The sequence below is a fragment of the Adhaeribacter aquaticus DSM 16391 genome, assembly GCF_000473365.1.
Taxonomy (GTDB): domain Bacteria; phylum Bacteroidota; class Bacteroidia; order Cytophagales; family Hymenobacteraceae; genus Adhaeribacter; species Adhaeribacter aquaticus.
The window spans coordinates 1-13,476 of record NZ_KI421517.1 but is presented as its reverse complement, the minus strand read 5'-3'; the positions used below and the strand labels follow the sequence as shown (position 1 = coordinate 13,476).

General features: G+C 39.7%; 13 protein-coding genes and 1 other RNA gene. 8 read left to right on the top strand and 6 right to left on the bottom strand.

Features of this window, described 5'->3' with window-relative positions; translation table 11 throughout:
- The first annotated feature begins 94 nt into the window (after positions 1-94).
- The 5 genes from ADHAQ_RS27030 to ADHAQ_RS0101880 all read left to right on the top strand — a co-directional run bounded on the left by ADHAQ_RS27030 (position 95) and on the right by ADHAQ_RS0101880 (position 3,799).
- Positions 95-1,093, top strand: coding sequence for a cysteine hydrolase family protein (locus tag ADHAQ_RS27030; protein ID WP_084523701.1), 999 nt, complete (start codon positions 95-97; stop codon positions 1,091-1,093).
- A gap of 193 nt (positions 1,094-1,286) precedes the next feature.
- Positions 1,287-1,625: a hypothetical protein gene (locus ADHAQ_RS0101895; RefSeq protein WP_026461490.1), complete on the top strand. Its 339-nt coding sequence runs from the start codon at positions 1,287-1,289 to the stop codon at positions 1,623-1,625.
- Positions 1,626-1,707: 82 nt separating this feature from the next.
- Positions 1,708-2,079, top strand: a complete 372-nt coding sequence (locus ADHAQ_RS0101890; protein ID WP_026461489.1) for a VOC family protein — start codon at positions 1,708-1,710, stop codon at positions 2,077-2,079.
- A 460-nt stretch (positions 2,080-2,539) separates the two neighbouring features.
- Positions 2,540-3,121: a DUF3575 domain-containing protein gene (locus ADHAQ_RS0101885; RefSeq protein ID WP_026461488.1), complete on the top strand. Its 582-nt coding sequence runs from the start codon at positions 2,540-2,542 to the stop codon at positions 3,119-3,121.
- Between the two features lie 165 nt (positions 3,122-3,286).
- Positions 3,287-3,799, top strand: coding sequence for a hypothetical protein (locus ADHAQ_RS0101880; protein WP_157433324.1), 513 nt, complete (start codon positions 3,287-3,289; stop codon positions 3,797-3,799).
- A gap of 180 nt (positions 3,800-3,979) precedes the next feature.
- On the opposite strand, the gene ADHAQ_RS0101875 is transcribed toward ADHAQ_RS0101880, so the two are convergent.
- On the bottom strand, positions 3,980-6,940 hold the full coding sequence (locus ADHAQ_RS0101875; protein ID WP_026461486.1) for a M16 family metallopeptidase: 2,961 nt from the start codon (positions 6,938-6,940) through the stop codon (positions 3,980-3,982).
- Between the two features lie 107 nt (positions 6,941-7,047).
- The gene (locus ADHAQ_RS0101870; protein WP_026461485.1) at positions 7,048-8,991 is read right to left on the bottom strand and encodes a DNA polymerase III subunit gamma/tau; all 1,944 of its coding nucleotides are present in this window, start codon (positions 8,989-8,991) and stop codon (positions 7,048-7,050) included.
- A gap of 384 nt (positions 8,992-9,375) precedes the next feature.
- Here ADHAQ_RS0101870 and ssrA point away from each other — a divergent pair.
- Positions 9,376-9,746, top strand: a transfer-messenger RNA (tmRNA) gene (gene ssrA / locus ADHAQ_RS27565).
- Positions 9,747-9,968: 222 nt separating this feature from the next.
- On the top strand, positions 9,969-11,252 hold the full coding sequence (locus ADHAQ_RS0101865; RefSeq protein WP_157433323.1) for a phage integrase SAM-like domain-containing protein: 1,284 nt from the start codon (positions 9,969-9,971) through the stop codon (positions 11,250-11,252).
- Here ADHAQ_RS0101865 and ADHAQ_RS27940 read toward each other — a convergent pair.
- The 4 genes from ADHAQ_RS27940 to ADHAQ_RS0101850 are packed head-to-tail and all read right to left on the bottom strand — an operon-like array spanning position 11,220 to position 13,044.
- Complete coding sequence (locus ADHAQ_RS27940) at positions 11,220-11,486, bottom strand: hypothetical protein (RefSeq protein WP_157433322.1); 267 nt, start codon at positions 11,484-11,486, stop codon at positions 11,220-11,222. The genes ADHAQ_RS0101865 and ADHAQ_RS27940 overlap by 33 nt on opposite strands.
- 12 nt (positions 11,487-11,498) lie before the next feature.
- Positions 11,499-11,828 (bottom strand): hypothetical protein, encoded by a 330-nt coding sequence (locus ADHAQ_RS0101860; RefSeq protein WP_026461483.1) that lies wholly within the window; start codon positions 11,826-11,828, stop codon positions 11,499-11,501.
- A 4-nt stretch (positions 11,829-11,832) separates the two neighbouring features.
- The gene (locus tag ADHAQ_RS0101855) at positions 11,833-12,198 is read right to left on the bottom strand and encodes a hypothetical protein (protein WP_026461482.1); all 366 of its coding nucleotides are present in this window, start codon (positions 12,196-12,198) and stop codon (positions 11,833-11,835) included.
- Between the two features lie 3 nt (positions 12,199-12,201).
- Complete coding sequence (locus ADHAQ_RS0101850) at positions 12,202-13,044, bottom strand: XRE family transcriptional regulator (RefSeq protein WP_071781079.1); 843 nt, start codon at positions 13,042-13,044, stop codon at positions 12,202-12,204.
- A 113-nt stretch (positions 13,045-13,157) separates the two neighbouring features.
- Here ADHAQ_RS0101850 and ADHAQ_RS0101845 point away from each other — a divergent pair, with 113 nt between their 5' ends.
- Positions 13,158-13,409, top strand: coding sequence for a hypothetical protein (locus ADHAQ_RS0101845; protein WP_026461480.1), 252 nt, complete (start codon positions 13,158-13,160; stop codon positions 13,407-13,409).
- The last annotated feature ends 67 nt before the right edge of the window (positions 13,410-13,476 follow it).

Genomic DNA, 13,476 nt, shown 5'->3' with positions numbered 1-13,476 from the left:
AGCCCAACCGTTAGCCGCAATTGTATGCTTATATTTTTTTACAGCTTCGTATACCTATACTAAAAATAAGTTCAACATAAAATTGTAAGCACATATGCCACAAAATACGTCGCTCACCTATTTACCAAAGCACGAAACAACACTTTTGTTTTCGCGGGATCGTACTGCGCTCCTGATCATTGATCCTGTGAATGATTTTCTTTCTGAAGGCGGAGCAGCCTGGGATTTAACCATGCACACAGTGAAAATGAATAACGTGGTAGAAAATATAAAGCTTGCAGTTGAAGGCGCACGAGAAAAAGGTATTCCAGTTTTTTGGGGACCTATGGCCTATACAGAAGAAGATTATGCCAATGAACAGTTGCAACGCAGAAGCGGTATTAACCGCCTGATGTTTGAACGAAAAATGTTCCTGGCAGGAAGTTGGGGAGCTGATTTTCATCCGGAGTTACAACCAAAGGAAGGGGACATAGTACTTCTTCCACATAAAACTTCTGATGTTTTCAGTACAGACCTTCCTGGCTATTTGCAAAACAAAGGGATTACGCATTTGGTCATTGCAGGTATGACTGCCAATCTGTGTTGTGAGTCCACGGGAAGACATGCGATGGAATCGGGATATGATGTAACCTACCTTTCCAATGCTATTGGTGCAGCAAGCATTCCTGAATATGAAGCTTCTATCCATCTTAATTATCCATTAATCGGCAATGCGGTAATGAAAGTAGAATCTTTTTTGGCAGCAATTGGCACTTCATCAGAAAATGGAATAGAGGTTTACGAGGGTGACACCGTTCGCGGATCAGATAACGGCGAAATCGGAACGGTAGAAAAAGTGGTGAAAGCAAACGAAGAAACAGAAGGCTACCTGCAGCTTTCAGAAGGGTTGATTTTTAAAACAGCTGTTTATATACCCCTGGACGCGGTACTGAAACGCAGTGAAAAAGATGTCTTCATCAATTTTCCGAAGCTGCTAATACCCACAATGCCCTGGAGTGAACCACCTTTGAAAAAGGATTGGAAGGAAAAGCAAGGTCCACCTGCGGCCGAGGTAAAGAAACTTTACGGCTCGTATTCTCCTTCCAGTGAGTGAGGGTGTAGCTATTAAACACTAGCCGCAAATAACTTAAAAATAATCACTATGGCTAACAGAAGCTTTAAAAAAGTCGGGCTGAAGCACTATTCTTACCTGAAATCAAGCCATGCAACTGAAGTACTAAAGTGGGACGAAATATTTTTAAATGCCCGCCTTTCTTAAAACCCTTGGACAGTAGCAATCAATTATAATGAAAAGAAGAATAGTAATAATGACAATGTTCCTATTTGCTGGATGTAACTCACATCCTAAATTAAGATGCTTTGGTGCCTCCACTCCAACAGAATTACATTTAACAAATTCTGGAACAAAGGAAATATGCGCCATAGTTGAAGCTGTGCTATTTAATGGGAAGGTTATTCAAGATAAGGTATGTTTAGATAACAACGAAATCAAAAATCTATGTTACGAATTAGAAAATATACCAACTCAAATAATAAAGGTTAAAATAGACTCAGAGGAGAAGGAGGTTAAACTAAAATCTATTGATAGAAATGAATTTGACTTCTCCTCAATAAAAAGTAAATAGAGCCATCAACATTCAAAGTCACCAAAGCGCTTTTTAGCCGCGGCCCATTACCAGCAAACATAACCACGTAAAAGAAAACAATATGAATTTAGGCGCATTTTCGATTAGTCTCAACGTCAAGAACCTGGAGACATCAAAGCAATTTTATGAGCACTTAGGATTTACCATTTTTGCTGGAAGCATGGATCAAAATTATCTCATAATGAAGAACGAAAGCTCCATTATCGGGCTATTTCAAGGTATGTTTGAAGATAATATTTTGACCTTTAATCCAGGTTGGGATCAAAATGCCAGTAACACGGAAGTATTCGATGATGTTAGGAAAATTCAGCGACAACTAAATAGTAAAGGAATTGAGCTAATAACCGAGGCTGATGAAGAAACTTCTGGACCTGCCAGTCTTATGGTAGCTGACCCAGACGGAAATATCATTTTGTTTGACCAACATCGGTAAATAATGAACCCCAACACTTAATCTGCAAGAAAAAACAAAAGTGCCAGTCTGGTGAAGTTAGAAAATTTGGGTAAAGCAATAGCCAGTGCGTATTAATAAAGCTTTCACTGATCTGGGTTTAAGAACTATATCTACAGACAAGTACACGAGCAGTTTTAGCTGTTTGGAATCAATTATAAATACCTATTGCTATTAAAGGGAAAGTTAGCTCTTAATCACATAGACCAACGGAGCCAGCCAGCTAAACAGGCCGAAAGCTGAATAAGTGAAAAAAATAAGTTTTTAAATAAAGCAGAAGCACGGGCTAAGGACGATGAGAAGGTCGTATAGGACATGATAATAATTACGGTATGAGACCATTGCTTGCCAACATAATGTAAAAGTTAAGGCTACTGGGTTCGCCTGCCCTTAACACAGAACCATTCCACTAGGGTTTACTTTAAAATAATTAAATTTTAATATGAAAACAGTAGTGATTTTATTTCTCTGCTTTATGCCATCCCTTTTGTGTGGGCAGCAAGCTTTAAAGCCATTGGGAAATAGATGGGTTGTTAAAACGAATGTTTTAAGTTTGATTGCAAAAAGACCCACTATCTCCATTGAAAAATTTTTTGGTAAGTCTTTTAGTGTTGAAGGATCTTTTGTTCAAGGAAGGTTTGATGATATCCTATTGACAGATCATTATAAATACCAGGGGTTTTTATTAAGAACAAAAAAGTATTTTACTGATTTGACTTATCAGACTCTAAGTCCCTACGGTGGAATCTATGTGGGAAATTTATACCGATCCATCCGGACAAGAGGAAAGTCATTTGATGATATGGGTTTCTTTGGCTATTCTTCCCGAGAATTTTCTGGCCATTCTATCCGAGGTGGCGGCTCCTTTGGACTTTCTTATTTTACTAAAAGCCGAATTAATTTTGATGCACAAATTAGTGTGGGATATGGCAGGTATTTAAACCTTAATCTTTCAGACCCTAATACCTATTCAAAAGGACACCCAGATGTGCAGGTATGGGCTTCAATAGGCTATAGTCTTTAATATATTAGCTACCTTAACTAAGCAGTATAAGCCCTAGCATAACTTTAATTTAACAGGGTTGTATTCCCGTTTACATTTCTAAACAAGTTTAGCTGGAAAGCTAGAACCTGCAAGAAAATTAGCCGGCTTATCGAATACAAAATCTGTTATTTTAAATCTTAAAATATGAGACACAAACTTTTACTCTTGGTTTTTTTATGCTCCCTGGTTGGTTGCAGAACAACAGATGTTCTGATTCACCCAGAATTCTATAAAGAAGATGGTAGCATTAACGTATATGCTTTTATTGGTCAAAAGATTTCAGTTGAAAAAATTATAAGGGACCCAAATAAAAAAGAAATGTTTATAGGGTTAGATGGTGATACTGTTTACCAGGATGTTTTATATTTTGATCAGGGGTTTACGGCTAAATATAAAATTATAAGTCCGGTATTTAATAACTTAAAGCAGAACACGATTACTTTTCAGGCCTTCGACCACTACGGGCGGCCTAAATTTGAAAACTATGAATATGTAATAATGTATCTTTTGAAATCAGAAGAGGATAACAAATTTTATCATTATAAATATCAATTTGACCCGGTTAAGAAAGATATTCACGGAAATTGGACTGGGTTAAACGGGGAAAGCGTAGCCGAGTTATTTGAAAAAAGGAAAACTGAATATTTTAAACCTTAAGGTATATTTTAATGAATATGTTTGGTAGCTAACGAAACCTCTCAGGTAGCTTCGCCATCTTATAGTTAAGTACCTAGTCTAGGTTGGGAATTTGTCACCTTCTCGTAATAATAAACTGTTTAAAATAAAAAGGCTGCCAAAAAATTGGCAGCCTTTTTATTTTAAATTAAGCCTTAAGTTTTAGTACCCAAACAGCTCCTTCAAGGTTAATTGTTTCACTTTGCCGTATTTAGCTAACGATTTAAAGTCCAGACGATCCTTAGAGCCGATAACCAGAATAGCCTGGTTCTGGCCTTTAATGAACTGCTGCTGAAATTTCTTTAAATCATCGAACGTAATGGAGTTTACATTCTGGTAAACATTCTGACGGATATCGTAATCCAGGCCTAAACGTTTTGCCCGCTCGTAGTCAAACAATATATCGGATTTAGTGATACGCTCTGTTGTTATGTTGTTAAGAATACTTTCCTTGGCATTATTAAAGTTTGCTTCGGCCTGAGGCATATCATTCAGCAAGGTTTGCATGCCTTCCATGGCTTCCGGTAGTTTATCGGACTGGGTACCAATGTAAGATAAAATATAATTGGCGCGGTCTTTCCGGCTGGCACTGGTGTAACGGGAACTGGCGGAATAAGCTAAAGCCTTAGATTCGCGCAATTCCTGGAATACGATAGAACCCATACTGCCCCCGAAATACTCGTTGTAAAGGGTAATAGTTGGTACTAATTCTTTATTAAAATTGAAAGACTTTGCCAGGAAAATAATCTCGGACTGCACCATGTTAAAGTCTGTCCAGTACACCGTGCGTTCCTTTAAATCCAGTTCTTTAAATACCTTTAAAGGTGGTACAGGCTTTAAAGTAGCAGGTACCTGATGGCCGGCATTTAAGGTTGCTACTAAATTTTCGGTAGAGCGCGGGCCATAATATAAAATATGATGTTCGTAGGCTGGGATGCTTTTTATTAAGCTTACTAGTTCCTGTGGCGTAATTTTCTTTAACTCTTTTTCCGGAATTACGCTGGTAAACGGGTTTACCGGGCCATATTTAGCATAATTTACCATGGCCTGGGTATGGATAATGCCTTTATTCAGCTTCGCATCATTCCGTTTCTTCAGAATATCCGCCACCATGTTGTCTAATGCTTTTTTATCTGGCTTAGGATTTTTAAGTACGTTTTCAAAAAGAGCCAGCCCTTTTTCAAAATTAGTGTCCAGACCTGTAAGCGATACATACACCTGTTCCTGCGAAGAGAAAACATCAAAAGAAGAACCTAACTTATAGAACTCTTTTTGCAGTTCCTCGGCTGAGTATTGGTTGTTACCCAGGTATTTCAGGTAATTAATGGCCATTCCCAATTTCGGGTTATTGTTGGTCCCGGTTTCCAGCACATAATACAGGTTAAACAGGCCATTTTCCTGGTTGCGGGTAAAGTAAACCGGGATATTATTCTTAATTTTTGTTTCGCTTACGTCTTTCTTATAATCCAGGAATACAGGTTGTAGCTCTGGTGTTTTACTCGTAATTACACTTTTATAAAAGTCTGATTGCGCTTCGCGGTTTACCGGAACGGCCGTAATAGCGGGTTTCTCTACTTTCTGGATATTAGGGTCTTTGCCCGTACGTTTATAAACAACTACGTAATTGTCTTTCAAATATTTATTAGCAACATCTATTACCTCTTGTTTGGTTATCTTGGCAAATTCGTCGCGTTGGGCTAAATATTCTTTCCAATCCATGTGCGAGGTAAAAGCCGATACAAAAGCATCTGCCCGCGACTGGTTACTTTCATACGACTTCATTTCGGCAATCTTGATATTATTTACAATTGCTGGAATCAGCCAATCTTCGAACTTGCCTTGTTTTACCAGTTCTATCTGACTCAGTAAAAGTGCTTTTACCTGGTCCAGGGTTTGCCCTTGCCGCGGCGTACCCGCTAAGGTAAGGATAGAATAATCATTCATTTCCATATCGGTGGCCGAGGCGCCCAATACCGCTTGTTTCTGGTTTAGGTTTAAATCCACTAAACCAGCTTTGCCATTATCTAATACCTGACTTATCATGCGCAGAACCAGGGCATCGTGCGATTTTACTCCCGGAAAGCGAAACCCGATAGAAATATTTTCGGCGCTGGGCCCGTACACTTCCTTTACTAGTGGTTGCGTTAAGGGAGCTTCTTCGGCCGGACCAAATTGGGGCACTGGCCTGGCTTTTAACTTGCCAAAGTATTTATCGATAACCCGAATGGTCTGGTCAAAATCCAGATCACCGCTCATACATACCGCAAAATTGTTAGGTACATAATAAGTATTAAAATACTTTTTAATTTCCGAGATAGAAGGATTTTTCAGGTGCTCTATGGTGCCAATGGTAGTTTGGGTGCCATATTGGTGTTTCTGAAATAAACCTTCCAGTAAAGCTGTAAATACTTTTCGGCCATCATTGTCCAGGGTCCGGTTTTTTTCTTCGTAAACCGCCTCTAATTCCGTATGAAACAAGCGCGGTATCATTTCTCCAAATCGTTCGGCTTCTACCTGCGCCCATTTTTCTATTTGGTTAGCCGGAATATCATTAATATAAACCGTTTGCTCTACAAAAGTGTAAGCATTGGTGCCGCTAGCCCCAATACCCGACATTATTTTGTCGTATTCGTTGGCAATAGCGTATTTAGCGGCTACACTGGAAATACTATCTATCTGGTGGTAGATTTTTTTCCGTTCTGCGGCATCGGTTTTAGTGCGGTAAACTTCGTAAAGAGCCTCAATTTTATCTAACTCTGCTTTTTCTTTATCAAAGTCCTGAGACCCTAATTTAGAAGTACCTTTAAACACCATGTGCTCCAGGTAATGCGCTAAACCAGTGGCGGTGCTGGGATCGTTTTTACTACCAGCTCTAACGGCAATATAGGTCTGGATGCGAGGGGCATCTTTATAATCGGTTAAGTATACTTTTAAGCCATTATCCAAAGTGTAGATGCGGGCTTTCAAGGGATCATCCGGAACGGTTTCGTATTTATAGGCTTTTTCTTTTACTTCTGTTTGTTGCTCCGAAGCATTAGAAGCTGCAGTATTGGGGCTGCTGGTTTTGCATTGGCTAAAAGATAGACTTAGCAAAACTGCCAGCCCATAATATATTCTTTTCATGAAAATCGTGGTTTTAATGTAGGATTTATCAGGTATACTCTGTAAAAATAAGCTTTTATCAGAGAATACAAAGTTTTAGCAATAAGTAAGCCGAAAAAGGCAAATATTTAAAAATCAGTGTCCAGAAGTAAGCGTTTTTTTAACTCGGGTAACACCGGGTACTTTTCTGAGAGGTAAGCAAATTTATCCTGGGAAGTATATAGTTTACGGCCTGTATCCTGTTCTTTTACCTCTAGTTTTATGTTTACCCGGTTATTGCCTAATCGCTGACGAAGCTCCGCCATAAAATCGGCCCGGATTTCGTTAAACTGCGCTACCTGAACCGGGTTTTCTACCTGTAATAAAATTTCCAGGTTCTGGTCTAGCGTTACCGGCCGATTCAGAATCATGTATTCCGACATTTTATCTCCGGCCTTTTTCTGATTAATCAGGGACTGCCAAACTGTTTGGAAATTCTCTTGGGTAATACTGGTTACAGGTCCGGCAGGCTGAACTGCCACGTCAGTCGAAACTTTGTTAGTTATGCCGGCGGATGGGTTGGCTACCTGCGCTTGAATATCCTTCAGGCTCGGTAACTTAACCATTTTTTTAGCTGCTGGAATCGCAATACTCCGATTGGCCATACTGGAGGCAGGTTCCTCGGCCACAGTAGGTTTAGGAAAATCAACTACCGGTACCGGGGGCATTTTGTTTAAAGCCGTAGGGGAGGTCTCCGGAGCAAAAGGTGTTCCGTTAGCCGGTTTTGTATCTCCGTTACCAGCCATAGCATTTGGTGCCGCAGGGGTATTCCCATTTAAAGCCGATACATTATTATAAGTCGTACTGCCTGGAGCGGAACCTGAAACTTGTGTGCCGTTAGTTCCCGGATTAGGAGAAACTGGATTTTCGGAACCGGAACTTAGACTAGTTTTTTTTTTGACGTCTCCGTTTAAAGAGAAGTCCTTGGCAAAGTTAACGGCGTGGTTTAGGTTAGCTAATTTCAAGAGACAGAGCTCTACATGCAGCCGTTGGTTTTTACTGTTTTTAAAATTGGTATCGCAGGCGCTTACCAGGTTTAAACCAGATAATAAGAAAGCCAAAGATGTTTTATTAGCCTGCTCGGCATATTTAGCTTTAATGTTTTCGGAAACCTGCAGCAACTGAACGGTTACATTGTCTTTGCAAACCAATAAACTCCGGAAGTGTTCCCCAATGCCAATTACAAAGTTGTGAGAGTCAAATCCATTTTTAAGGATATCATCAAATAACAGTAAGGTGCCGGCTATATTTTCTGCTAATAAAAAGTCCGTCAGCTTAAAGTAATAATCGTAATCCAAGATATGAAGGTTGGCAACAGTATCTTTATAAGTAATGTTGTTGCCTGAGAAAGTTACCATCTGATCAAAGATGGACAAAGCATCGCGCAAAGCTCCATCTGCCTTTTGCGAAATCAGGTGTAAAGCATCATCTTCGGCTTTTATTTCTTCTTTGGAAGAAATTCGCTTCAGGTGTTTCACCATGTCCCCTATTTGGATCCGGTTAAAATCAAATATCTGGCAACGGGATAGGATGGTGGGAATAATTTTGTGACGCTCGGTGGTAGCTAATATAAAAATGGCATAAGCCGGTGGTTCTTCCAGCGTTTTCAGGAAAGCATTAAACGCAGAGTTGGAGAGCATGTGCACCTCATCTATAATATAGATTTTGTACTTGCCGGTCTGAGGAGCATACCGTACCTGTTCTACCAGATTCCGGATATCTTCTACCGAATTGTTAGAAGCTGCATCAAGCTCATGCACATTAAAGGAAGCATTGTTATTAAAGCTCCGGCACGATTCACATTCATTACACGCTTCGGTTTCTGGTGTAATGTTTTGGCAATTAATAGTTTTAGCTAAAATACGGGCACACGTAGTTTTACCAACTCCTCTGGGGCCACAGAATAAAAAAGCCTGCGCCAAATGGTTGCTAGTAATAGCATTCTTAAGAGTAGTAGTAATGTGATGCTGACCTACAACAGAATCAAAAGTGGTAGGCCGGTACTTTCGAGCTGAAACAACAAAATTTTCCATTCCTTTACAAAGATACTTCATTTAGTCCATAGTCCATATTCAAAGTCTCTAGATTTTTAGTTGAGTTTTGTTAGTTTGTGGTAGTCAGGAATTTTAACTTTAATTGTTAAAATTCAGAAATGGTAAAAAAATAAATGAAAGAAGTGGGAACAAAGTAGGTAAGAATGTAAGAATACCTCTTTAATTCTGCAGCAACTAGATTAATAACTCGTTTAGCGCATTGCCAGAATAATAGACCTAGGAGCAATATCTAAAGAATTAGTAAAAAACTATAGGCTATGAACTAAAGACAATGGACTTTATTTATATATTTGCCTTTTCAAAACAGTTTTCAGTGAATCTTTTTTGTTTCCTGGCTGTTTAAATAGTACACAAATCAATAACGGGGCTGACCGGAATTGACAGCTTGAGCAGGCTGCGTGTAAGCATGTCGGGAGTTGAATGAATCTCCTGTGAAAAAGTCATTCGAACAACAATCGGCGAGTCTAACTACGCTATGGCTGCTTAATCTAGGTATTAAGCAATAGTCATTGTCCCGCAGCTGCTACTCCAAACCGCGGCTGGGTACGGGGCATCGAAAACGCTTGGATAGCGATTGCGAAGGTGTGGCGCAACCGCGAAACAAAACACCTAAGGTAAATCAATAGGTCTGGTGCCGACCTTGATTTGCTCGAAAACCCAACGGCAACTAAGCATGTAGAAAGCGCGACAGTTTCCTTGTCTGGACCAGGGTTCGACTCCCTGCAGCTCCACGTTTATTAAGAACCCACCTTGTAAAATACAGGGTGGGTTCTTTGTTTTCAGCCATTTAGGCTTGTTTCCTAAGATTATACATTGTAAGTTTCCGGCCTGATTCTGAATTTTTATATCAGTAGTTATATCAGTAGATATTAAAAAAGCATATCAGTAGTTATATCAGTAGTATGCCGAGTATTTATTATTACCCAGATAAGCCAAAAGCCGCGAAAACAGTAGTCATGGCGTGGATTCTACCGGAACGGGTACGGGTATCCACCAAGATATCTATTAACCCCAAGTACTGGCTACCCAACTCCGATCTTTTTGTTACCAACAAGCACGAACGGTTCTTATATTACCGGCACGAGTTAAAAGAACTCGATGGGAAATTATTTTCCGAGTGTGCCCGGTTAAGAAGGGAAGGAGAACCCATTACCAAAGAAGCCTTGCAACAGGTCATAGATCCGACGAAGGCCCCGGCTTTCTCCCTGGTGAAAGGTACGATTAAAGAAATCTTTTATTTTGGGTTTTGGGAATCGCTGGACAAGCTGAATAAAGACAATGAGCTTTACCCGGCCTGGAAAACTTCTTATTTAAGAAAGGAACGGGAGCCGGGTAAAAAGACGGTGATTAAAAATACTCAGGCTATTGAGGGGTATGATGCAGCAAGGAAAGGATTAACCATTGTCAACTGGCTGGAAAAATTCCGGAAAGGTTTACGGCCAAAAGATTTTAATCCGCAGCTCCTGCAAAAGTATTATGACTTTCTGGAAGAAAACACCGAGATAGAAGACAATACCCTGATTAAGCACCAGTCTTTTATCCGGATGATTTTAAGTAAAGCTAATTTACCTTACGAATGGGTAGAGGTGCATGCGTATGCGGAGCCGCAAAACTTTGATTTGTTCTGGCATGAAGTGGTACAACTGCAGGAGGCTAACTATTCTAATAAGGAACTGCAGGAAGCGGCGCACACCTTTGTTATAGATGTACAGCTTTGTTTACGCTGGAGTGATTTAAGTACCTTGAAGCCTGAGCACTTTCAGGAATATTACAGCCAGAAGCACGGCCACTTTAAAGTAGTTAATAAAGACCAGGTGAAAACGCAGTACGGCGCCTATGTGCCGGTACCACCTAGAGCAGCTGCTTTGATTGAGCAGCACGGTAAAATTCCGGTACCTGCTACACAGGAAGGCAAAGCCGTTTTGAATTACTACAATAAAAGGATTAAAGCGGCGGCAATGGAAGCCGGATTAGATCGGTTGATTACCATTAAGAAAACCATTAACAAGAAAGCGATTTATAGCCAGGAGCCTTTATATAAGGTAATCAGCTCGCACAATGTACGGCATACAGCAGCTAGTAGAATGTATGAAGTTACTGGCAATGATGCTTTAAAGGAAAGGTTGTTAGGGCATAAGGCTAAATACGATCCTTATACTTTGCAGCCAGCAGTAAAACTAGCTAACGATTTGCTGGATGGTTGGGCCTTAGTTGAGGCTGAAGGGGTAAAACCGGGTTAATCTTTTAGTGGCAATAGCTAAACGCTTCTTGCGATATTGTAAGTGGTACTGGTAAGAACGTGCTTTAATGGCGGCAATGGTTAAATCTTTTTCAGTAACTGAATCTGTAATCATTAATGAGGTGATCCAATACTGGAGCTCCCTTATTCTATTAATAATAGAATAAGAATGAGTGGCATATTGCTTATTGTGTTTTATAATAAAGGGAGATGTCAGGAATAGGGTGTTTTGCAAAATTGAATGTGTTTATTTGTTGATGCTTTTCAGAATATCATCTAATCCATCTTGTAGCTTTTTTATCTGGTGAGTCAGATTTCCTACATCAGGTTTAGGTGGTGTTTCAAAGAGAATATCCTCTACCATTATACCATAAACCACTTGTAAGTTATAAAGCATGCGCAGCGTGGGTTTAGTTTTACCTAATTTTATCTGAGTTAATGCAGACTTAAATATCTTAAGGTTGTCGCAAATATCCACGTAGGAATCTGCCCGGCCTGTAGCAATAAGCTCATCTAACTTCTTGATAAAGCGGCTTCTGATCTGGTTTTCTATATCGTCGTTGTATAGTTGTGGCATGGTGCTAGAATCGTTTCTTAATACCTACCCCTGTGCCCTGCCCGGTTAATTCCATACCAGCCAGCTTAATATATTTATGTGATGCAATTGAAATAATAACCCCAGTAAGTAAACCAGCACTGCCTAAAACAGTAACTGACCTTCTTGTTTCGTTATCTTCTGCAAGCACATTTCCTGCCACCATAAAAGCCCCACTGGCAATAGTTACAGCCATACTGGTAGAATAAGCGCTATGAAACTTCTTTAAGTTTTCACCTGCTGCCATTTGTCTTGTCTCCAAGCGGTTTAGTTTTATAGCGGTGCTATCTGAGGTTTGAGCCATTAAAGCAAAGGGGAATAATAAAAAGAGGATGGGTAGTAATTTTTTCATGGGTTATGGTTTAGGTGGTAATTGCTTTTTTATTCTATTCATTTCCTCCATCAACTGCTCTGTTAAGGCGCGGAGGTCTTCTACATTTTCCTCAACAGTATCTACCTTATTAAACAGGTCTTCATTGCGGTTAGGCATGTAGTTGGACAGGTACCATTTTACTTTCCATAAGCCTAGTATATCATCATGAACAACTGAATAAGGTTTGTGTGCCCGGTTGTCAGAACGGCAACGGAGGAAACCCTTGGACTTTATTCTATTCTTGATCCGTTTTACCTGTACCCCTCTGTCTTTACTAACTACCACATGTATACTAAAGTCTTCTGCTGTGTGCCACTGGCCTCTTGGTATTTGTTCACAAAGCAGCCAGTCTCCTTCAAATAAGGTAGTCTCCATACTGTCCCCTGTTACCTGTAACCAATAATGCGTTCCTCCTTTTGCCATGTAGCCGGGCAGGGTGGTATGTCCGAGGTTGTTATAATAGTCAGAAGATTGATAACCGGATATGAAATTAGCGGCTGCCTTCATATCGATCATTGGTACCACTACTGAATCAGATGTGTCCGGTGTGATTACAATGACTTCATCAGTGGTTTTTAATTCGGTGGTTGTAATTTCCGATTTATCTGATTTATGTTTTTCTCCTTTCCCGGTTAATAACCAAATCAGATTAACTTGAAAATAATCAGCAATTCTAAGCATAGCCATTGAGCCTGGGTCTTTACTTTCCCCCTTCTCAATATCAGCTATCCCTTGTCCAGACAGCCCTGCTAATGATGCAAGAGCTATTTTAGTCATACCTTTAGCTTCACGTAACTGTTTGATTCTCAATCCTAAGGAACTCATAAAAAAAATAAATCAGAAAAACTTGAAAATAATATCAGATAAACTTGACTGAATCAGATTAACTTGCGTATATTTGTTCAACAATCAGCAAGAGAAAACAAATATACTCAAAAATGGAACTCACAGAAGAAAAAACCTACGAAACAGCCATTACTTCTATTCGGGAGAGTTTGGCTATGAAAAGAGGGTATGCTTCAAGAATTAAGAAGAAGCTACCATATGTTAATTTAAATCAGATTTACGCCGTGGCTTGGGGGAAAAAGAAAGACCCTGTTATTCTACAAGCCTTGGTTGACGAAGCTACTTCTCATCAGAAAGACCCAAATCAAGAGATTATTACCAACTATCTTAAAAACGTTGCCTAATGGAAGCACTAGTAATTCAATCTGCAAAAGGTCAGGATGTAACTACCAGTTTGATAGTTGCAGAGGT